Here is a 20,183-nt window from a genome sequence, read left to right on the forward strand (position 1 = left end):
CCGCCGTGCGCTGGATCGGCACCAGCTTCAAGATGACCAAGACGATCACCGAGTCGGCGGCGTACGCGGCGCGGTTACGGGAGGCGGTCGGCCCGGAGGCGCCCGCCGGCGTGCGGCCGTTCGTGATCCCGCCGGCGACGGCGATCGACACGGTGGCACGCTCGCTGGGCGCCGACTCCCCGGTGTTGGTCGGCGCGCAGAACGCGCACTGGGCGGACGAGGGTCCCTGGACCGGGGAGATCTCGATGCCGCAGGCGGCCGACGCGGGGGCGGCGATCGTGGAACTCGGCCACTCGGAGCGGCGGACCCACTTCGCGGAGACCGACGCCACGGTCCGCCGCAAGGTCCGGGCGGCGCTGCGGCACGGGCTGATCCCGCTGGTCTGCGTCGGCGAGGACGCGCCGACGTTCGACGCCGGCGGCTCCGCGGACCACGTGGTGGCCCAGGCGCTCGCGGCGTTGGACGGGTCGGCCGACACCGGCACGGTCCTGCTGGCCTACGAACCGGTCTGGGCCATCGGCGACACCGGCCGGCCCGCAACCCCGGCGGAGATCGCCGCCCCGGTGGCCGCCCTGCGGGACGCGGTCGGCGACCGGGTCGCCGGCGTGCTGTACGGCGGCTCCGTCGCCCCGGAGAACGCCGCCGACCTGCTACGCGTCCCCGGCGTCGACGGGCTCTTCGTCGGCCGCGCGGCCTGGCGGGTGGAAGGGTTCCTGCGGCTGCTCGACATCGCCGCCGGGCGCTGACCCGCCGCACCGCCCCCGCCACGAGGGGGCGCTTCCCGGCGTGGACGGCGCGCGGGGGCGGACGGCGAGTGACTCGTCCGGTCGACGCGCGCCCTGCCGACGGTCCTCGGGTGACGACCAGAATGAGCCGGTCGCCCGGGCTCCTGGCGACTCCGCGCACCGGCCGCTCGGCCGGGTGGACACGCCGTGGAAAGGGTCCACATTGTTGCTTCTCGTCTCTCCGGACAGCGTCGAGGAAGCCCTCGTCTGCGCGAGTGCGGCGCGGCATCTCGACATCGTCGATGTCAAGAAGCCCGACGAGGGCTCGCTCGGTGCCAACTTCCCGTGGGTCATCAGGGAGATCCGCGACGCGGTGCCGGCCGACAAGCCGGTGTCCGCCACCGTGGGGGACGTGCCGTACAAGCCCGGCACCGTGGCCCAGGCGGCGCTCGGCGCGGTCGTCTCCGGAGCCACGTACGTCAAGGTGGGCCTCTACGGATGCACGACGCCTGACCAGGCCGTCGAGGTGATGCGCGGGGTCGTCCGGGCCGTGAAGGACCACCGTCCTGACGCCCTGGTCGTCGCCTCGGGCTACGCCGACGCGCACCGGATCGGCTGCGTCAACCCGCTCGCCCTGCCCGACATCGCCCACCGCGCCGGTTGCGACGCGGCCATGTTGGACACCGCGATCAAGGACGGGAGCCGGTTGTTCGACCACGTCCCGCCGGACCGCTGCGCGGAGTTCGTCCGGCTGGCCCACGAGGCGGGGCTGCTCGCCGCGCTCGCCGGCAGCGTCAGGGAGGGGGACCTCGACGCGCTGACCCGCATCGGCACGGACATCGTGGGCGTGCGCGGCGCGGTCTGCGAGCGGGGCGACCGCGACGGCGGGCGGATTCAGCCCCACCTGGTCGCCGCCTTCCGGGCGGAGATGGACCGGCAGGCCCGGGCGCACGCGGCCGCCGTCGCCGCCGCGAGCTGACCGCCCGGATGGGCACGAGTCGGTCCCGGCGCGGACCCGGGGGCCCGGGCGGCCGTCTCCCCGTCGTCGATCCGGCGACGGGTGAGGCGTTCGACGAGGCTCCCGACCACCACCCCGACGAGTTGGCGGAGATCGTCGACCGGGCCCGCGCGGCCTGGCCTGGCTGGCGTGCGGACCCCGCCGCCCGCGCCACCGCGCTGCGCACGGCGGCCGACGCCGTGGCGGCGGCCGGAGCGGACCTCGCTCCGCTGCTCACCCGTGAGCAGGGCAAGCCGCTGGCCGAGTCGCACGCCGAGGTCGCCCGCACGGCGGCCCGGCTGCGCTACTTCGCGGACCTGGGCGTCCTCCCCAGGACGATCACGGACGGTCGGCCCGTGCGCAGCCAGATCCACTGGCGGTCGCTCGGGCCCGTCGCCGCGATCGTCCCGTGGAACTTCCCGCTCCAACTGGCGTCGGCGAAGTTCGCGCCCGCGCTGGCGGCGGGCAACACGATGGTGCTCAAGCCCTCGCCCCACACGCCGCTCGCCACCCGGCTGCTCGCCGCCGTCCTCGCCACCGCCCTCCCCGACGGCGTGCTGACGGTCGTCACCGGTCGCGAGCCCCTGGGCGCCGCCCTCGCCGCCCACCCGGGGATCCGCCACGTGACGTTCACCGGATCCGGTCCCACCGGCCGGGCGGTCGCGGCGGGCGCGGTGACCTCGCTCGCCCGGGTCACCCTGGAACTGGGCGGCAACGACGCCGCCGTCCTGCTCGACGACGTGGACGTGGAGCGCGTCGCCGACCGGTTGTTCTGGGCGGCGTTCCGCAACTGCGGGCAGGTCTGCATGGCGGTCAAGCGGGTCTACGCGCCGGCCCGGATCCACGACCGGGTGGTCGAGGCGCTCGCGCACCGGGCGAAGGCCGTGGTCGTCGGGCCCGGGCTCGACCCGGACTCGCGTCTCGGGCCGGTCAACAACGCCGCCCAGCTGGACCGCGTCGAGCGCTACACGGCCCGGGCCCTGGCGGCCGGGGCCCGCGCCGTGGTCGGCGGCCACCGTCTCGACCGGCCGGGGTACTTCTTCGCCCCGACGATCCTGACCGATGTCCCGCCGGACGACCCGGTGGTGACGGAGGAGCAGTTCGGCCCGGTGCTGCCGGTGCTGCCGTACGGCCGGCTCGACGAGGCCGTCGAAGCGGCCAACGGGACCGGCTTCGGCCTCGGCGGCTCGGTGTGGGGGACCGATCTGGACCGGGCCGAGGCGGTGGCCCACCGGCTGGAGTGCGGGACGGCGTGGATCAACCACCATGGCGAGCTGTCGCTCGCCCAGCCCTTCGCGGGCGTCAAGGAGAGCGGTGTCGGCGTCGCGGGCGGGCCGTGGGGGCTCTACGGGAACCTCAGCCCGTTCGTGGTGCACCGTCCTGAGGAGCCGTGACGGGATGAGGTTCGACGCGGCGGTACTGCGTTCGTACGAGAGCCGGTTCGCGGTCGAGGAGGTGGTCCTGAACGCGGGGCCGGTCGACGGCGAGGTGCTGGTGAGGATCGCGGGCTCCGGGATGTGCGGGACCGATCTCGCGGTGCGGCGTTCGGCCGGCCGCTCACCGCTGCCGGCGGTGCTCGGCCACGAGGGGGCCGGGGTGGTGGTGGAGACGGGCGGCCCCAACACCGGCCTGGGCACCGGCGACCACGTCGTGCTGAGCTTCGACTCCTGCGGTGACTGCCGGAGTTGCCTGGGTGGGGCCCCCGCCTACTGCGACTCGTTCGCCGCGCTCAATCTCTTCGGCGGGCGCGCCGAGCAGGCGGCACGGTTCACCGACGCGGCCGGACGCCCGCTGGCCCCGCGCTGGTTCGGACAGTCCTCGTTCGCCGAGTACGCGCTGGTCTCGGCCCGCAACGCCGTCCGGGTGGATCCGGCGCTGCCCGTCGAACTGCTCGGGCCGCTCGGCTGCGGCTTCCTCACCGGCGCGGGAACGGTCCTGAACACCTTCGGAGTCCGGCCGGGCGACACCGTCCTGGTGCTCGGGGCGGGATCGGTGGGCCTGGCGGCGGTGATGGCGGCCACCGCCGCCGGGGCGACGACCGTGGCCGTCGAACGGCACCCCGAACGGCTGCTCCTCGCCGAGCGGTTCGGCGCGATCCCGCTGCCCGCCGGATCGGCCGACCTGCCAGGACGCGTGCGCCGGCTGACCGACGGCGGCGCGCGGTACGCGCTCGACACCACGGCCTCCGCCCCGCTGATCAACGACGCGCTTCGGGCCCTGTGTCCGACCGGGCACCTCGCCCTGGTCGCACGGCTCCACGCCCCGCTGCCGATCGAACCCGGCGGTCTCGACCGGGGCCGGAGGATCTCCCATGTCTGCGAGGGGGACTCGGTGCCGGGCCTGCTGGTCCCGCGCCTGGTCGGGCTGTGGCGGGCCGGGCGGTTCCCCTTCGACGAACTGGTCCGTACCTACCCGCTCGGCGACATCGACGCGGCCGAACGCGACGTCCAAGCGGGCCGGGTGGTCAAACCCGTCCTGGTGCCGTAAAGGCGAGCTCGCGCCGCCCGTGGCGGGCGGCGCCGAACCCCGCTGTCACGGCCTGGACTTGTTCGCGAACACCCACCGGTTGCCCTCCAGCGCGTCGTTCGGCTCGGGCAGCGGGCCGCGTCCGTGCCTACGGGTGAAGTCGAACGGTGTGTGGACCGACGTGGACCAGCCGCGGTCCGCCAGGGCGGCCACCGAGTCGGGCCGCGGATCCCTGTCGAACAGGGCCAGCAGGTCGATCCCGATCCGCTCCTTCGTGGAGGTGTAGAGCGGGCTGTCGCGGTACCGGGTCAGGTCCTTCTCCAGCTTGGCCTCGTACGCCAGGGCGCTGCCCTCGGCGCTCAACCGGTCCACCGTGTCGACGAGATAGGTCTCGGCGGCGGCGGGCAGGTAGAACAACAGCCCCTCGGCGAGCCAGACGGTCGGTTCCGCGGAGTCGAAGCCGGCACCGGTCAGTGCTCCGACCCAGTCGCCGCGCAGATCGACCGGGACCGGTACGCGCGTCGCCCGCGGCGCGGCGGACACCTCGTCGAGCACCCGGTGCTTGAAGGTCAGGACGGCCGCCCTGTCGATCTCGAAGACCACGCAGCCGGGTGGCCAGTCGAGCCGGAAGGTCCGCGCGTCGAGGCCCGCCCCGAGCAGCACCACCTGCCGGGCCCCACCCCGCGCCGACGTGAGGAGGAAGTCGTCGAGGACCCTGGTGCGCAGCCCGAAGTAGCGCGCGAACCGCCCCCACAGCGGGTCGGCGTCCCCGTCCGGCACCTGGTGGGGGCGGACCGGCCAGCCCGCGGACGCCGGGGCGGCGCGCACGAAGTGCTCCGCGTAGGGGTCCTGCGCCAGGCTGTCGCCGCGGTGCGTCTCGATCGCCCGGGCGGCGGCGACCAGGAGCGCGGTCAGGCCGACACCGCCTTCCACACCCTCCGTGACGGCGTTGCGACGAGCTGTGTCAACCATGTGTCTCCGCCCCGATGCGAAAGCGCTGTTCCTGCGACGCGTTCATCGTCCAGGCCCCCGTGTCCCGGTGCCCACGAAAACGGCGAAGGTAGCTCGTACGAAGGAACCCCGCCCGAGCGGCTCCGGCGCGTCGCCGAGTGCGCTAACGCGACCGGGCCGCGGAGCCCGTCGCGGCTGCCGACGCCGGCCGCCGCCCCCACGGTAGGGTCACGTCCCGATGAGCACAGTGATCGACCTGAACAGCGATCTCGGCGAGGGGTTCGGGCAGTGGCGGCTCGGGGACGACGAGGCGCTGCTCTCGATCGTCACCAGCGCCAACGTCGCCTGCGGCTTCCACGCCGGCGATCCCAGCGTGATGCGACGGGTGTGCGAGGCGGCGGCGGCGCGGGGTGTCGCCATCGGCGCCCAGGTGAGTTACTGGGACCTGCCCGGTTTCGGCCGCCGGTTCATCGACGTCGAGCCGGACGTGCTGGTCAACGAGGTGGTCTACCAGATCGGCGCGCTCGACGGCTTCGCGCGGCTGGCCGGCACCCGGGTCTCCTACGTCAAACCGCACGGGGCGCTCTACAACGCGATCGTGCACCACGAGGAGCAGGCGGCGGCCGTCGCCGAGGCGGTGCGCCGGTACGACCCGGCGCTGCCGGTGCTCGGCCTGCCGGGCAGCGTCTGGCTGCGGATCGCGGCGGAGGTGGGTCTGACCCCGGTGCACGAGGCCTTCGCCGACCGCGCCTACACCCCGGAGGGGACCCTGGTGCCGCGTGGCCGGCCGAACGCGGTGCTGCACGACCCGGAGGTGATCGTGGACCGCTGTCTCCGCATGGTGGCCGAGGGGGTGGTGGAGGCCGTGGACGGCACCACGCTCCCCATCGACGTCCGGTCGCTGTGCGTGCACGGGGACACCCCGGGGGCCGTGGAGATCGCCCGTCGGCTGCGGTTCGAACTGGAGCGCGCGGGCCACACCCCGCGACCGTTCTCGGTGCCCGCGTGACGGCACCGGACGGCGGGCTGCGCGCGGTGCGGCGGGTGGGCGACCAGGCGGTGCTCGCCGAGCTGGACGGGCTGCCCTGCGTGCTGGCCCTGCGCGCCTCGCTGGTCGCCGACCGGCCGCCGGGGGTGGGCGAACTGGTGGCCGCCGCCACCACCCTGCTGGTGCGCTACGACCCCGCGCTGACCGACCACGCCGAGGTGCGCCGGGCGCTGGCCGAGCGGGCCCGCGCACTCGCCACCGGCTCGGTGGCGCCCCCCGCCCCGGCGCACGCCCCGTTGACCATCCGGGTGCGCTACGACGGGCCCGACCTGTCGGAGGTCGCGGCGCTGACCGGTCTGAGCGTGGCCGAGGTCGTCGCCCGGCACACATCGGCCCGCTACACGGTGGCCTTCGCCGGCTTCGCCCCGGGCTTCGGCTACCTGACCGGCACCGATCCCCTGCTGCACGTGCCGCGCCGGGCCGAGCCGCGAACCGCCGTGCCGGCGGGCTCGGTCGCGGTGGCCGGCGGTTTCACCGGCGTCTATCCGCGTTCCTCGCCGGGCGGTTGGCGGCTGCTCGGAACGACGGACGCGCCGCTGTGGGACACCGGCCGCGACCCGCCGGCGCTGCTGGTGCCCGGGCGGACGGTGCGCTTCACGGCGATCGGGGCGGGGGCCGCGGCATGACCGGGTGGCGTCTCGAGATTCTCGCGACCGGTCCGCTGGCCACCGTCCAGGACCGGGGCAGGTTCGGCTGGGCGGAGCTCGGCGTGCCGCGGTCCGGCGCCGCCGACGGGCCGGCGCTGGCCCTGGCCAACCGGCTGGTGGGGAACGCGGCGGACGCCGCCGGCGTCGAGACCACCTTCGGCGGCCTGCGGGTGCGGGCGCGCGGGCGCGGCGTGCGGTATGTGGCGGTGACGGGTGCCCCGGGTGCTGTGACGGTGGACGGGATCCCGGCTCCGTTCGCCGCGCCGCTGGTGCTGCGGGACGGCACGGTCCTCGAACTCGGGCCGCCCGCCTCGGGGTTGCGGAGCTACCTGGCGGTGCGGGGCGGGCTCGACGTGCCGCCGGTGCTCGGCTCGCGGGCGACCGACCTGCTGTCGGGGCTCGGCCCCGCGCCGCTGCGGGCCGGCGACACGCTGCGGGTCGGCTCGCCGCCGGCCGCGCCGTTTCCCGGTGTCGACGCCGCGCCGTGCTCGGCGCCGCCCGGTGAGTTCGCGCTGCGGGTGCTGCCGGGGCCACGCGACGACTGGTTCCCGCCGGAGGCCGTCGAGCTGCTGTGCGCGGCCCGTTGGACGGCCACCAGCAGCAGCAACCGGGTCGGCATCCGGCTCTCGGGTCCTGAACTGCGGCGGGAGCGGGACGGCGAGCTGCCGGCGGAAGGCATGGTGGCCGGCGCGCTCCAGGTCCCGCCCAACGGCCAGCCGGTGCTGTTCCTCGCCGACCACCCGGTCACCGGCGGCTACCCGGTGATCGCCGTGGTGCTCGGCGCGGACCTGCCCCTGGCCGGCCAGATCCCCCCGGGGGCGACCGTCCGGTTCCGCTCCGCTCGGGTCTGACCGCACACCGCCGGCCGGCAGGGCGGAACGCCTGGCCGGCGGGGCCGGCAGCCGACGGCGCTGCCGCGCCGGAGGCCGCGCCCCAGCGCAGGCTCCCGCCGCGCCGCGCCGCGCCCCGCTCGGGCCCGGCGAGCCGGGCCGAAGGCCCGGGGCGTGCCGCGGGCATCGATCGCATCGCGCCGCCCGACCGCGCGACACCGCACTCGCCATCGGCAAGGCCCCGGCGGAGCCGGCAGCCGACCGCGCTGCCGCGACGGACGGCCCCGGCAAGCCGGGCCGCAGGCCCGCCGCACCGCGACAGTCAGCCCTTGACCACGCCGAGTGGCACGAGGCGGGCCACGCGGCGGCACAGGCCGGCGCCCTCGGCGGCCGTCACCACCGCGTCGATGTCCTTGTAGGCGCCGGGCGCCTCCTCGGCCAGGCCGCGGGCCGTGGTCCCGCGGACGGCGATGCCCCGGGCCTCGAGGTCGGCGCGCAGCCGGCCGCCGTTGACCTCCCTGGCCGCCTGGTGGCGGCTCTCGACGCGGCCCGCGCCGTGGCAGGTGGAGTGCCAGGCGTCGCCGTCGGGGACACCGGTGAGGAGGTAGGACGCGGTGCCCATGGTGCCGGGGATCAGCACCGGTTGGCCGGCCTCGGCGAGGTCGGGCGGCAGCTCGGGGTGGCCGGGCGGCAGCGCCCTGGTCGCCCCCTTGCGGTGGACGCACAGCCGGCGGGTCTCGCCGTCCACCCGGTGCGTCTCGATCTTGGCCAGGTTGTGCGAGATGTCGTAGACGAGGTCGAGGCCGTGGCCGACGGTCCCGGCGAACGCCGCCCGGCTGGACTCGGTGAGCAGCTGCCGGTTGGCCCGCGCGTAGTTGGCGGCGGCGGCCATGGCGGCCAGGTAGTCGCGGCCCTCGGGTGAGTCGGCCGGCGCGCAGGCCAGTTGGCGGTCGGGCACCTCGATGCCGTACCGCCGCATGGCGCGGCCCATGGTGCGCACGTGGTCGGTGCAGATCTGGTGGCCGAGGCCACGCGAGCCGCAGTGGATCATCACGCAGACCTGTCCCGCGACCAGGCCCATGGCGCGCGCCGTCGCCTCGTCGTGGACGGTCTCCACCTCCTGGACCTCCAGGAAGTGGTTGCCGGAGCCCAGGCTGCCGAGCTGGCCGAGGCCGCGTTCTCTGGCCCGGTCGCCGACCCGGCCGGCCGCCGGGTCGGCCTCGGTGAGCACGCCGCCGTCCTCGCACCGCTCCAGGTCGCGCTCGACGCCGTGGCCGCTCTCCACCGCGTGGACGGCGCCCTCGCGCAGCACCCGGTCGAGGTCGCGGCGGCCGATGTGCCAGACCGCGCCGCGCCCGGCGCCGCGCGGGGTGCGGCGCCCGAGGGCGTCGAGCAGCGCGCCGATCCGGGGCGCGATCTCGGCGCGGTCGCAGTCGGCGGCGAGCAGCCGGACGCCGCAGGAGATGTCGAAGCCGACGCCGCCCGGCGAGACCACTCCCCCGGCGGCCACGTCCGTGGCGGCCACGCCGCCGATGGGGAAGCCGTAGCCCCAGTGCACGTCGGGCATGGCGTAGGAGGCGCCGACGACGCCGGGCAGCGCGGCGACGTTGACGACCTGGTCGAGGGCCTGGTCGCCGGCGGCCTGGGGCAGCAGCTCGGGGCTGGCGAAGACGACGCCGGGCACCCGCATCGCGCCGTGGCGCGGGATGCGGTACCGGTAGGCGCCGGCCTCGGTGATCTGGACGCGCTCCGCGTGCTGGGTCATCGGGCGGTCTCCTCCCGGAACGGGGGCGGGCGTGACGCGGACGTCGTCGTCTCAGACGTCGAGGGTGACCGAGCAGGTCCAGCCGGCGGGCCCGCGGCCGAGCGCGAGGTCGTGCAGGGTGACGGCCTTGGGGGCGGCGCCGACCGGTTCGAGGTCGTCCGCGTCGGCCATCCGGTAGGCGACCCGCAGCCCGCCGGGGATCGGGTCCAGGTCCACGTCGACCGGCACCTCGCCGGCGGTGTCGAGCCGGTAGACGACGTCGTCCATCAGCGCCACCAGCAGCTCGGGGTCGTCGTCGGCGTGGATCTCGGTGTGCCGCCGTCGCGGGGCGCGGGCGCCCGACGAGGGATCGGCGAAGGACTCGACGACGCCGCGCACGGCCTGGGTCAGGCACTCCTCGCGCGTCGGCCCCCAGGCCGAGACGCGCAGGTCAGCGGTGTGCGGGACGCCGCGGTGGCCGCCGCGCCCGCCGGGGTGCTCGCCGCCGGTGGCCATACCTCCATGGTGGCGCGCCGGCGCGCCGCGCGCATCCCGCGCCGCGGTCGCGGCCACGGGGCCTGTCGTACTGCCGCCATGTCCGCACCCCGACACCGGGATCGCGTGACAGTGGCCGGGCCCGCGCTCGATGCTGGCGTTCCGCCCGTCGTCCGCGGAGCCGCGGAGTGCGGCGGAGGACCGGGGGCGCCGGGGGTAGCCGGCGGGTACCGGGGCCGGCGGCCACGCCGGTCGGGGGTAGCGCCGGCGCGCGCAGTGGGGTCGCGCGCCGGCGTGTGGGACGTGGGCGTGGCGCGACGCGGCGCCGTGCTCGCCGGGGCGCTCTCGCACGGGGCGGTCCACGACCTGTTGAGGGGTACGCCAGGCGACCCCACCCCGCGTACCCTGCCAGCTACGGGCCGCTTCCGTGTCGCCTTTAGCCATCCTTGATGGGTCTTTTGGTCCGGCGTGCGAACCTCACCGGGTTGACGGGAGGAGAGGAGAACCATGGCGAAGGGGCCGATGCCGACGGCCGGGGGCGAGCTGCCCCTGGCCGAGGGCTTTCCCGAGGTGTCAGGGGACCGTTGGCGGGAGTTGGTGGCCGGCGTCCTGGCCAGGGCGGGCCGGCCGGGCCTGGACGGGGCCGCGGCCGAGGAGGTGCTGAGCACGGCGCTGGCCGACGGCATCGTCACCCGGCCGCTGTACACGGCGGACGACCAGGCGCCTGATCCGGGGTTCCCGGGCTTCGCGCCGTTCGTCAGGGGCGCGCGCCCGGAGGGCACCGCGGTCGCCGGCTGGGACGTGCGGCAGTTCCATGGTGCGGCGGACCCGGCGCGGGTCAACGAGGCGGTCCTGGCCGACCTGGAGAACGGCGTCACCTCGGTGTGGCTGACCGTCGGCGAGGGCGGCGTCCCGGTGGCGGCGTTGGAGACCGCGCTCGACGGGGTGCTGCTCGACCTGGCGCCCGTGGTGCTGGACGCGGGTGCCGCGTTCGACGCGGCGGCCAGGGAGCTGCTGCGGATCGCGGACGGGCGTGGTCTCGCGCCGGGCGCGGTGCTCGGCGTGCTGGGCGCCGATCCGCTCGGCCTGGCGGCCCGCGAGGGCGAGCAGGCCGAACTGACCACCCGGCTGTGGGCGGCCGCCGGCCTCGCCGCCCGCTGCCACCGGGACCACCCGGGCGTTCGCGCCCTGGTGGTGGACGCGCTGCCGTACCACGAGGCGGGCGGCAGCCCGGCCCAGGAGCTGGGGTGCTCGCTGGCCACGGGGGTGGCGTACCTGCGGGAGCTGACCGCGGCCGGGCTCTCGGTGGACGCGGCCCTGGGGCAACTGGAGTTCCGCTACGCCGCGACCACCGACCAGTTCCTGACCATCGCCAAGCTGCGGGCGGCCCGCCGGCTGTGGGCGCGGGTGGGTGAGGCGAGCGGCGCGGCGCCGGCGGCCGGCGCGCAGCGGCAGCACGCGGTGACCTCGCGGGTGATGATGACGCGGCGCGATCCCTGGGTGAACATGCTGCGCACCACCGTGGCGGCGCTGGCCGCAGGGGCGGGCGGCGCGGACTCGGTGACGGTGCTCCCGTTCGACGAGGCGCTCGGCCTGCCGGACGCGTTCGCGCGGCGGATCGCCCGGAACACCTCGGCGATCCTGCTGGCCGAGTCGCACCTGGGGCGGGTCGTCGACCCGGCGGGCGGCTCCTGGTACGTGGAGCGGCTGACCGACGAGCTGGCGCGGGCCGGCTGGGCGTGGTTCCAGGAGTTGGAGCGGGCCGGCGGGCAGGCGGCCGCCCTGCGTTCCGGTCTTGTGGGTGACCGGCTCGCCGAGGAGTGGGCGCGGCGCGGCCGGCAGTTGGCCACGCGGCGGGAACCGATCACCGGGGTCAGCGAGTTCGCCAACCCGGGTGAGCGGCTGCCGGAGCGGGCCCCGGCGCCGGCCCGGGCGGGCGGCGGGCTTCCGAGGGTGCGCAGGGACGAGGCGTTCGAGGCGCTGCGGGTCAGGGCGGACGAGGCCAGGGCGGCCGGCGTCGAGCCGCGGGTGCTCCTGGCGGCGCTCGGGCCGGTGTCGACGCACACAGCCCGGGCCGGCTTCGCGGCCAACCTGTTCCAGGCGGCCGGGATCGAGCCGGTGCACGAGCCGGTGTCGGTGGACGCGGAAACCGTGGCCGCCGCGTTCAGGGCCAGCGGTGCCGCAGTCGCCTGTCTGTGTTCCAGCGACGCGCTCTACGCCGAGCAGGCCGCGGCGGTGGCGGCGGCGCTGAAGGCGGCCGGGGCGCGCCGGGTGCTGCTCGCGGGGCGCCCCGGTGAGCGGGAGGCGGAGTACCGGGCCGCCGGCGTCGACACGTTCGTCTTCGTCGGCGTGGACGCGGTCGCCGTGCTGTCCTCGCTGCTGGACTCCGTCATCGACGTGCCCGAAGAACCCGTCAGCGATGCGCCGGAGGTGGCGTGATGCCGATGATCCCCGACTTCTCCGAGGTGCCCCTGGACGGTCCCGGCGACGGCGAGGCACCCGTCGACGTCGACCGGTGGCGGGCGGCGGTCAAGGAGAGCAGCGGCCACTCGGTCGAGGACCTGGTGTGGGAGACGCCCGAGGGCATCCCCGTCCGGCCGCTGTACACCGCCGACGACCTGGCGGGCCTGGACTTCCTCGGCACCTACCCGGGGGTGGCGCCGTTCCTGCGCGGCCCCTACCCCACGATGTACGTCAACCAGCCGTGGACGATCAGGCAGTACGCCGGGTTCTCCACCGCCGAGGAGTCCAACGCGTTCTACCGGCGGAACCTGGCGGCCGGTCAGAAGGGCCTGTCGGTGGCGTTCGACCTGCCGACCCACCGCGGCTACGACTCCGACCACCCCCGGGTCACCGGGGACGTCGGGATGGCGGGCGTGGCCATCGACTCGATCTACGACATGCGGCAGCTCTTCGACGGCATCCCGCTGGACCGGATGAGCGTGTCGATGACGATGAACGGCGCGGTGCTCCCGGTGCTCGCGCTGTACATCGTGGCGGCCGAGGAGCAGGGCGTGCCGCCCGAGAAGCTGGCGGGGACCATCCAGAACGACATCCTCAAGGAGTTCATGGTCCGCAACACCTACATCTACCCGCCGCAGCCCTCGATGCGGATCATCTCCGACGTCTTCTCCTACACCTCGCGGCACATGCCCCGCTACAACTCGATCTCCATCTCCGGCTACCACATCCAGGAGGCGGGGGCCACGGCCGACCTGGAGCTGGCGTACACCCTCGCCGACGGCGTCGAGTACCTGCGGGCCGGCGTCGCCGCCGGCCTGGAGGTGGACGCCTTCGCGCCCCGCCTGTCGTTCTTCTGGGGCATCGGCATGAACTTCTTCATGGAGGTCGCCAAGCTGCGCGCGGCCCGGCTGCTGTGGGCCCGCCTGGTGCGCCGCTTCGAGCCGAGGAACCCCAAGTCCCTGTCGCTGCGCACCCATTCGCAGACCTCCGGCTGGTCGCTGACCGCGCAGGACGTGTTCAACAACGTGGTGCGCACCTGCGTGGAGGCGATGGCCGCCACCCAGGGCCACACCCAGTCACTGCATACCAACGCGCTGGACGAGGCGCTGGCCCTGCCCACCGACTTCTCGGCCCGCATCGCCCGCAACACCCAGATACTGCTCCAGCAGGAGTCGGGCACCACCCGGGTGATCGACCCCTGGGGCGGCAGCGCCTACGTGGAGCGGCTGACCCACGACCTGGCGCGGCGTGCCTGGCAGCACATCGAGGAGGTCGAGGCGGCCGGCGGCATGGCCAGGGCGATCGACGCGGGCATCCCCAAGCTGCGGGTGGAGGAGGCCGCCGCCCGCACCCAGGCCCGGATCGACTCGGGCCGGCAGCCGGTGATCGGCGTCAACCTCTACCGGGTGGACGCCGACGAGCGCATCGAGGTGCGCCAGGTCGACAACTCGGCGGTGCGCGCCCAGCAGCTCGCCAAGCTGCGGCGGCTGCGGGCCGAGCGGGACGAGACCGCCTGCCACGACGCGCTGCGGGCGCTGACCAACGGTGCCACGGGCGACGGCAACCTGCTGGCGCTCGCGGTGGACGCGGCCCGGGCCAAGGCCACGGTGGGCGAGATCTCGGCCGCCCTTGAGCAGGTGTTCGGCCGGCACTCCGGCCAGATCCGTACCATCTCGGGTGTGTACCGCGAGGAGGCCGGGACGTCGCCCGGCGTGGAGCGCACCCGCGCACTGGTGGCGGCGTTCGCCGAGGGCGAGGGCCGCCGGCCGCGGATCCTGGTCGCCAAGATGGGACAGGACGGGCACGACCGGGGCCAGAAGGTGATCGCCTCGGCCTTCGCCGACCTGGGCTTCGACGTGGACGTCGGCCCGCTGTTCCAGACCCCAGAGGAGGTGGCGCGGCAGGCCGTGGAGGCGGACGTGCACATCGTCGGGGTGTCCTCGCTGGCCGCCGGCCACCTGACGCTGGTGCCCGCGCTGCGCGAGGAACTGGCCGCCCAGGGCCGGGAGGACATCATGATCGTGGTCGGCGGGGTGATCCCGCCGGGCGACGTGCCGACGCTGCGCGAGGCCGGCGCGGCCGCGGTGTTCCCGCCCGGCACGGTGATCCCCGAGGCCGCCCACGACCTGCTGCTGACGCTGGCCGGGAGTCTCGACCTCGACCTCGCCCCCGAAGCACCGTGACGCCCAGGCCCGTCATCGACGTCGAGGGGTACGCCAAGGGCGTGCTGGCCGGCTCCCGGGCGCAGGTGGCCCGGTCGATCACGCTGGTGGAGTCGACCAGGCCCGACCACCGGCGGCTGGCGCAGCGGCTGCTGCTCGACCTGCTGCCGCACGCCGGCCGGGCGCGGCGCATCGGCATCAGCGGGGTGCCGGGGGTCGGCAAGTCGACATTCATCGACGCGCTCGGCACCCTGCTCACCGGCCTCGGCCACCGGGTGGCGGTGCTGGCCGTCGACCCGTCCTCCACCCGCACCGGCGGCTCCATCCTCGGCGACAAGACCCGCATGGCCAGGCTCGCCGTCGACGAGAACGCGTTCGTGCGCCCCTCGCCCTCGGCCGGCACGCTCGGCGGGGTCGCCCGGGCCACCCGCGAGACGATGGTGGTGATGGAGGCCGCCGGCTACGACGTGATCCTCGTCGAGACGGTCGGCGTCGGCCAGTCCGAGACCGCGGTGGCCGGCATGGTCGACTCGTTCCTCTTCCTCACCCTGGCCAGGACCGGGGACCAGCTCCAGGGCATCAAGAAGGGCGTCCTCGAACTGGCCGACGTCATCGCCGTCAACAAGGCCGACGGCCCGCACGAGCGGGAGGCGCGGGCGGCGGCGCGCGAACTGCGGGGCGCGCTGCGGATGCTGCGGCCGGCCGACGCGGTCTGGTCGCCGCCGGTGCTCACCTGCAGCGCGCTGGAGGAGGCCGGGCTCGACGAGGTGTGGCGGAAGCTGGAGGCGCACCGGGGGGCGCTGGAGGCGGCCGGTCTGCTGGCCGCCAAGCGGCGCGACCAGCAGGTGGAGTGGACCTGGTCGATGGTCCACGACGACTTGCTCGGCCGGCTGCACGGCCACCCGGCGGTCCTGCGGCTCACCCCGGCGCTCGAACGGCAGGTGCGGGACGGCTCGTTGACGCCGACGCTGGCCGCCGAGCGGCTGCTCGCCGCGTTCAACGAGCCGGCCGAGGAGGACGTCCCGGGCGACGGGCACTGACGGCGACCGGGCTCAGGCCGGGTCGAGCACGGCCTCGACGCCGTACTCCGCGCGCACGAAGGCGGGGAACTCGTCGGCCGCGCACGTCACCTCCCGCCAGCCGGGTCCGGTGAGGCGCGGGCAGCCGACAAGACCGACCCACTCCCCGGGCGGCACGTAGAAGGCGCGCCGGCCGCCGGGTTCGAGGAGCGGCGCCACCAGCACGTGGGGGCCGAACAGGTACTGCAGCTCGGCGTCCCTGGCCTGTCGGTCGCCGGGGAAGGCCAGCGGCATGGGCCGCATCAGCGGCAGCCCGTCGGTGGTCTCCGCGGTGTCGCCGATGTACCGGCCGAGCCGGTGCCGCAGCCGGCAGGCGGCGATGGCGGCCGAGCGGTACGGCTCGGGGTAGGCGGTGGGTTCGCGCCGGCCGGTGCCGTGGAACCGCATGATCGGCGAGAACGCGGCCCACTGGGCCCACCGGCCGTACAGTTCGGGCTCGACGTCGGCGAACACGGCGTCCGGCTCCATGGTCTCGCGCAGCTCGCCGGCCCGCCGGTAGGAGGCCGGTGTCCAGTAGCCGCCGGCGTCGTGGGTCACCATGGAGAAGCCGCTGAGCGACATGGACAGCACCGCGCGCAGCGTGCAGACCAGGCCGCTCCAGGTGGACGGCATGTCACCGGCCCAGTGCGCGGGGTCGCGCTGCGAGCCGGCGGTGCCGGAGCGGGAGATCGGCACGAAGTCGTCGCCGAGGGCCTCGGTGCCGGCCTCCCGCACCACGTCCTGGTAGAGCAGCCCGTAGGAGTTGCGGCGCTCAGGACCGGTGGTGCCGTCGGCGAAGATCGCGTCGTCGGCGATCTCCTCGCCGAAGTCGGAGAGCAGCGCCGAGTTGCCCTCCTCTCGGAAGGTGTCGGCGAGCCGCTCCCGCCACCAGGCGCGGGCCTCGGGGTTGGTGAAGTCGACGGGCAGCGAGTCCGGGTTGTCCGCGGTGGCGGCCGGGCTGCCGTCGGCGCGGCGCACCAGGTAGCCGCGGTCGCCGAGCCAGTCGGCCAGCGGGGTGCCGCGCTTGACGTAGGGGTTGATCCACAGGCTGGTGCGGACGCCGCGTTCGGCCAGGGGCCGGGACCAGCCGGCGGGGAAGCGGCGGCGGTCGGGGCCCGCGGTCCAGCAGGCGTCCTCGAGCACCTTCTCGTCGAGCCACTCGTCGACGTGGATGACGTCCACCGGGCAGTCCGCGGCGGCCAGTTCGTCGACGGTGCGCACCATCTCGTCGGCGGTGAAGTAGGAGGAGCGGCTCATCCACACCCCGAAGGCCCACTTCGGCAGCGCGCGGGGTTGGCCGGTGAGGGCGTGGTAGCGGTCGAGGATGGTGGGCGCGTCGCCGGTGATCAGGAAGAGGTCGAGGTCGTCGCCGCCGATCTGGAAGCGCGCGGCCTCGGAGTGGGTGGCGCCGATGTCGGCGTCCACCGGCTCGCCGGTGTGCGCGAAGATGCCCCAGCCGGCGTCGGACCACAGCAGCGGCACGTTCAGGTAGGCGGAGTCGCGGCCGGCGGCCCGGTTCTCCTCGATGTTGCGGAGCCGGCGGTGCCGGCCGCGCAGGTCGATGCCCTGGTAGCTCTCGCCGCCGCCGTAGACGGCCGCGTCGGGCGCGAGGTGGATGGTCTCCACCCAGGCGGCGGGGCGCCCCCCGGACGCCGGGCGGTAGCCGGCCTGGAAGGGCAGCGTGGCGCCCTCCGGCTCGGAGAAGCGGGCGAAGGTGCCGAGGCGCAGGGCCTGCGGGGCGCCCTCGCCGTTGCCCACCGCGGTGGGGTCGCCGGACTCCCAGAACGCCTCCACGCCGGGCCCGGTGATGGTGGTGCCGCCCGGCACCCGGGTGAGGGTCGCGGGCCGGTCGGGCAGGTCGAGCAGGACGGAGTCGGCGGCGCGCGGCCCGTCGCCGAACGGGCTGGTGAGCCGCAGCCGCAGCACGCCCTCCACGGGGACGCCGCAGACGAAGTCCAGGGTCCGCCCGGAGCCGAGGGTGACCCGGAGCACCCCGTCGCCCTCGGGGGCCGGCTCGGCGGCGACATAGGGGTCGGTGCCCGGTTCCATCTCGGCTCTCCTTCCGTCCCGACCTGCCCGTACTGACCTTCCGTCCTGGCTCGCGGTCACCGGGTGACAGATCCGCCGGCGCCGGGTACCCGCGGGGGCACCGGACAAACGACTCAAGGCCACGGCTCGCACGGCCGATCACAGAAGGTGACCGCGGGAGTGTTCCCGGACCTCGGACGGGGGGCGACATGCTGACCGAACTGCTGCTACTGCTCGTCGCGTTGCTGTTGACACTGACCTGCTCGGTCTTCGTGGCCGCCGAGTTCTCGCTGACCACGCTGGAGCGCGGCGAGCTCGAGCGGGCGGCGGCGGCCGGCGAGCCGGGGGCCGAGGGCGTGTTGAAGGCGGTGCGCCGGCTGACGTTCCAGCTCTCCGGGGCCCAGCTGGGCATCACGGTGACGTCGCTGGTGATCGGCATGCTGGCCGAGCCGTCGCTGGCGGCGCTGCTGCGCGGCCCGCTGCGGTCGGCCGGGCTGCCGGAGGCGACGGCGTCCTCGTTGGCCGTGGGGCTCGGCGTCGCGCTCTCCACGGTGGTGCTGATGGTGCTGGGCGAGCTGATGCCGAAGAACTGGGCGATCACCCACCCGATGCGGGTGGCGCGGGCGGTGTCGCCGCTGCAACGGGGCTTCACGGCGACGTTCGCGCCGCTGATCAGGCATCTCAACGAGACGGCCAACCGCATCGTGCGCTGGTTCGGTCTCGAACCCACCGAGGAGCTGGCCTCGGCGCGCACCCCGCCCGAGCTGGTGGCACTGGCCCGGCACTCGGCGGCCGAGGGGGTGCTGCCCCGGGACTCGGCCGAGCTGTTCGTGCGCACCCTGCACCTGGGCGAGCTGACGGCGCAGAGCGTGATGACGCCGCGGGTGGCGGTGCACGCGCTGCGCCGCACGGCGAGCGCGGCCGACGCCGCGAACCTGACGCTGGCCACGGGGCTCTCCCGGTTCCCGGTCTACAACGAGGGCCTGGACGACGTGGTGGGGATGGTGCACATCAAGGACGTGCTGGCGGTGGACGAGGCGCGGCGGGCCGCCGTCCCGGTGGCCGAGCTGGCCACCGAGGCGCCGCTGGTGCCGGACAGCCTGCCGGTGGACCGGCTGCTCGCGGAGCTGCGGGGGCGGCGCTCCATGGCGGTGGTGGTGGACGAGTACGGCGGCACGGCCGGGGTGGTCACGCTGGAGGACATCGTGGAGGAGGTGGTGGGCGAGGTCAGGGACGAGCACGATCCCGAGGAGGTGCCCGAGCTGGCCAGGACGGGGCCCGGCGTCTGGGAGGCGGGCGGCGGCGCGCGGACCGACCAGCTGGCGGCGGCCGGCCTGCCGTTCCCCGAGGGGCCGTACGAGACGCTGGCCGGCCTGGTGGCCACGGAGCTGGGCCGGATCCCGGCCGCCGGGGACCGGGTGGAGGTGGGTGGCTGGCGGCTCGAAGTACTGGCCACCGCGCGGCACCGAGCCGAGCGGGTGCGGATCACGGCGCCGCCGGCGCCGGGCGAGGCCACCGGCGAGGAGGCCCGATGACCTTCTGGCAGCTCGGCATCGGGGCCCTGACCCTGGTCACCAACGCCTTCTTCGTGGGGGCCGAGTTCGCGCTGATCTCGGTGCGCCGCGACCAGATCGAGCCGCGCGCGGAGCGCGGCGAGCGTGGGGCGCGCACCGTGCTGTGGGCGTTGCAGCACCTGTCGGCGGAGATGGCCACCGCGCAGTTGGGCATCACGGCGTCCTCGCTGGTGCTCGGCGCGGTGGCCGAGCCGGCCATGGCGCACCTGCTCGAGCCGCTGTTCGACGCGATCGGGGTGCCGTACGGCCTGGTGCATCCGATCGCCTTCGCGATCGCCCTCTCGGTGGCGACCTATCTCCACATGCTGGTGGGCGAGATGGTGCCCAAGAACATCGCGCTGGCCGCGCCCGAGCGGACGGCGCTGCTGCTGGGGCCGCCGCTGGTCGGCCTCACCCGCGCGCTGCGGCCGGTGATCTTCGGGATCAACGAGATCGCCAACGCGCTGCTGCGCCTGGTGCGGGTGACGCCACGGGACGAGGTGGCCTCGGTGTTCACGGACGACGAGCTGGTGCGGCTCGTGCAGGACTCGAGCGACGCGGGTCTGTTGGCGGCGGAGGAGAGCGAACGGCTGCGGGACGCGCTGGAGTTGGGCACCAGGACGGTGGCGGAGATCGTGGTGCCGGTGGCGCGGATGGTGACCGTCGACCACCTGGTGACGCCGCGCCAGTTGGAGCGGGTGGCGGCCTCCTCCGGCTACTCCCGGTTTCCGGTGACCGGCCCGGGCAACACGGTGCTCGGCTATCTGCACGTCAAGGACGCTCTCGCGGCCACCGCGCGGAACCGGCCCTTCCCACGGGACGCGACGCATCCCGTGGTGCAGATCCGTCTCGACACCCCGCTGGACGACGCGCTGACGGCGATGCGGCGGGCGGTCACGCACCTGGCGGCGGTGGTCAGCGCCAAGGGCCGGCTGCTGGGCTTCGTGACCATGGAAGACGTGCTGGTGGAGCTGGTGGGACCGGGCGTGGAGTGAGCCGTCGCCCGGACAGGGCCT

16 protein-coding genes are annotated in these 20,183 nt (G+C 75.3%); 12 read left to right on the forward strand and 4 right to left on the reverse strand.

All coding sequences use genetic code 11. The annotated features are described in order from the left end of the window. Window positions 1-5: 5 nt before the first annotated feature. The 4 genes from ACFWI8_RS01920 (at window position 6) to ACFWI8_RS01935 (ending at window position 4,209) form a co-directional block, all read left to right on the forward strand. Window positions 6-746, forward strand: a complete 741-nt coding sequence (locus ACFWI8_RS01920) for a triose-phosphate isomerase (protein WP_387084481.1) — start codon at window positions 6-8, stop codon at window positions 744-746. 202 nt (window positions 747-948) lie between these two features. Next, entirely contained in the window at window positions 949-1,704 is a 756-nt protein-coding gene (locus tag ACFWI8_RS01925; RefSeq protein ID WP_387084483.1) for a (5-formylfuran-3-yl)methyl phosphate synthase, read from the forward strand. Window positions 1,705-1,712: 8 nt separating this feature from the next. Beyond that, complete coding sequence (locus tag ACFWI8_RS01930; protein ID WP_387084485.1) at window positions 1,713-3,116, forward strand: aldehyde dehydrogenase family protein; 1,404 nt, start codon at window positions 1,713-1,715, stop codon at window positions 3,114-3,116. Window positions 3,117-3,120: 4 nt separating this feature from the next. Then, window positions 3,121-4,209: an NAD(P)-dependent alcohol dehydrogenase gene (locus ACFWI8_RS01935; protein ID WP_387084487.1), complete on the forward strand. Its 1,089-nt coding sequence runs from the start codon at window positions 3,121-3,123 to the stop codon at window positions 4,207-4,209. Between the two features lie 45 nt (window positions 4,210-4,254). On the opposite strand, the gene ACFWI8_RS01940 is transcribed toward ACFWI8_RS01935, so the two are convergent. Next, the gene (locus ACFWI8_RS01940) at window positions 4,255-5,160 is read right to left on the reverse strand and encodes a class I SAM-dependent methyltransferase (protein WP_387084489.1); all 906 of its coding nucleotides are present in this window, start codon (window positions 5,158-5,160) and stop codon (window positions 4,255-4,257) included. Window positions 5,161-5,377: 217 nt separating this feature from the next. Here ACFWI8_RS01940 and ACFWI8_RS01945 point away from each other — a divergent pair, with 217 nt between their 5' ends. The 3 genes from ACFWI8_RS01945 to ACFWI8_RS01955 are packed head-to-tail and all read left to right on the forward strand — an operon-like array spanning window position 5,378 to window position 7,685. Beyond that, entirely contained in the window at window positions 5,378-6,148 is a 771-nt protein-coding gene (locus ACFWI8_RS01945; protein ID WP_387084491.1) for a LamB/YcsF family protein, read from the forward strand. After that, complete coding sequence (locus ACFWI8_RS01950) at window positions 6,145-6,813, forward strand: allophanate hydrolase subunit 1 (protein ID WP_387084493.1); 669 nt, start codon at window positions 6,145-6,147, stop codon at window positions 6,811-6,813. Before ACFWI8_RS01945 ends, ACFWI8_RS01950 begins: the two co-directional genes overlap by 4 nt. Next, complete coding sequence (locus ACFWI8_RS01955) at window positions 6,810-7,685, forward strand: biotin-dependent carboxyltransferase family protein (RefSeq protein WP_387084495.1); 876 nt, start codon at window positions 6,810-6,812, stop codon at window positions 7,683-7,685. Before ACFWI8_RS01950 ends, ACFWI8_RS01955 begins: the two co-directional genes overlap by 4 nt. Before the next feature lie 301 nt (window positions 7,686-7,986). On the opposite strand, the gene ACFWI8_RS01960 is transcribed toward ACFWI8_RS01955, so the two are convergent. Together ACFWI8_RS01960 and ACFWI8_RS01965 are read right to left on the reverse strand one after the other, a co-directional pair. Then, the gene (locus ACFWI8_RS01960) at window positions 7,987-9,429 is read right to left on the reverse strand and encodes an RtcB family protein (RefSeq protein WP_387084497.1); all 1,443 of its coding nucleotides are present in this window, start codon (window positions 9,427-9,429) and stop codon (window positions 7,987-7,989) included. Between the two features lie 51 nt (window positions 9,430-9,480). Continuing rightward, complete coding sequence (locus ACFWI8_RS01965; protein ID WP_311595154.1) at window positions 9,481-9,924, reverse strand: archease; 444 nt, start codon at window positions 9,922-9,924, stop codon at window positions 9,481-9,483. 486 nt (window positions 9,925-10,410) lie between these two features. Between ACFWI8_RS01965 and ACFWI8_RS01970 the strand changes: the two genes are divergently transcribed. The 3 genes from ACFWI8_RS01970 to meaB are packed head-to-tail and all read left to right on the forward strand — an operon-like array spanning window position 10,411 to window position 15,568. Next, window positions 10,411-12,342: a methylmalonyl-CoA mutase family protein gene (locus tag ACFWI8_RS01970; RefSeq protein WP_387084499.1), complete on the forward strand. Its 1,932-nt coding sequence runs from the start codon at window positions 10,411-10,413 to the stop codon at window positions 12,340-12,342. Further along, the gene (scpA, locus tag ACFWI8_RS01975; RefSeq protein ID WP_387084501.1) at window positions 12,342-14,549 is read left to right on the forward strand and encodes a methylmalonyl-CoA mutase; all 2,208 of its coding nucleotides are present in this window, start codon (window positions 12,342-12,344) and stop codon (window positions 14,547-14,549) included. Before ACFWI8_RS01970 ends, scpA begins: the two co-directional genes overlap by 1 nt. Then, window positions 14,546-15,568 carry a methylmalonyl Co-A mutase-associated GTPase MeaB gene (gene meaB / locus ACFWI8_RS01980; RefSeq protein ID WP_387084503.1) on the forward strand — a complete coding sequence of 341 codons (1,023 nt, stop codon included), beginning with the start codon at window positions 14,546-14,548 and terminating at the stop codon, window positions 15,566-15,568. Before scpA ends, meaB begins: the two co-directional genes overlap by 4 nt. Window positions 15,569-15,580: 12 nt before the next feature. On the opposite strand, the gene ACFWI8_RS01985 is transcribed toward meaB, so the two are convergent. After that, window positions 15,581-17,635, reverse strand: coding sequence for a glycoside hydrolase family 31 protein (locus ACFWI8_RS01985; protein ID WP_387084505.1), 2,055 nt, complete (start codon window positions 17,633-17,635; stop codon window positions 15,581-15,583). A gap of 191 nt (window positions 17,636-17,826) precedes the next feature. Here ACFWI8_RS01985 and ACFWI8_RS01990 point away from each other — a divergent pair, with 191 nt between their 5' ends. Both ACFWI8_RS01990 and ACFWI8_RS01995 read left to right on the forward strand, forming a co-directional pair. Next, entirely contained in the window at window positions 17,827-19,149 is a 1,323-nt protein-coding gene (locus ACFWI8_RS01990) for a hemolysin family protein (RefSeq protein ID WP_387084788.1), read from the forward strand. Continuing rightward, window positions 19,146-20,162, forward strand: coding sequence for a hemolysin family protein (locus ACFWI8_RS01995; RefSeq protein ID WP_387084507.1), 1,017 nt, complete (start codon window positions 19,146-19,148; stop codon window positions 20,160-20,162). The genes ACFWI8_RS01990 and ACFWI8_RS01995 overlap by 4 nt, the downstream gene beginning before the upstream one ends. The last annotated feature ends 21 nt before the right edge of the window (window positions 20,163-20,183 follow it).

The organism is Streptomyces sp. NPDC127098 (assembly GCF_042722465.1).
GTDB lineage: Bacteria > Actinomycetota > Actinomycetes > Streptomycetales > Streptomycetaceae > Streptomyces > Streptomyces millisiae.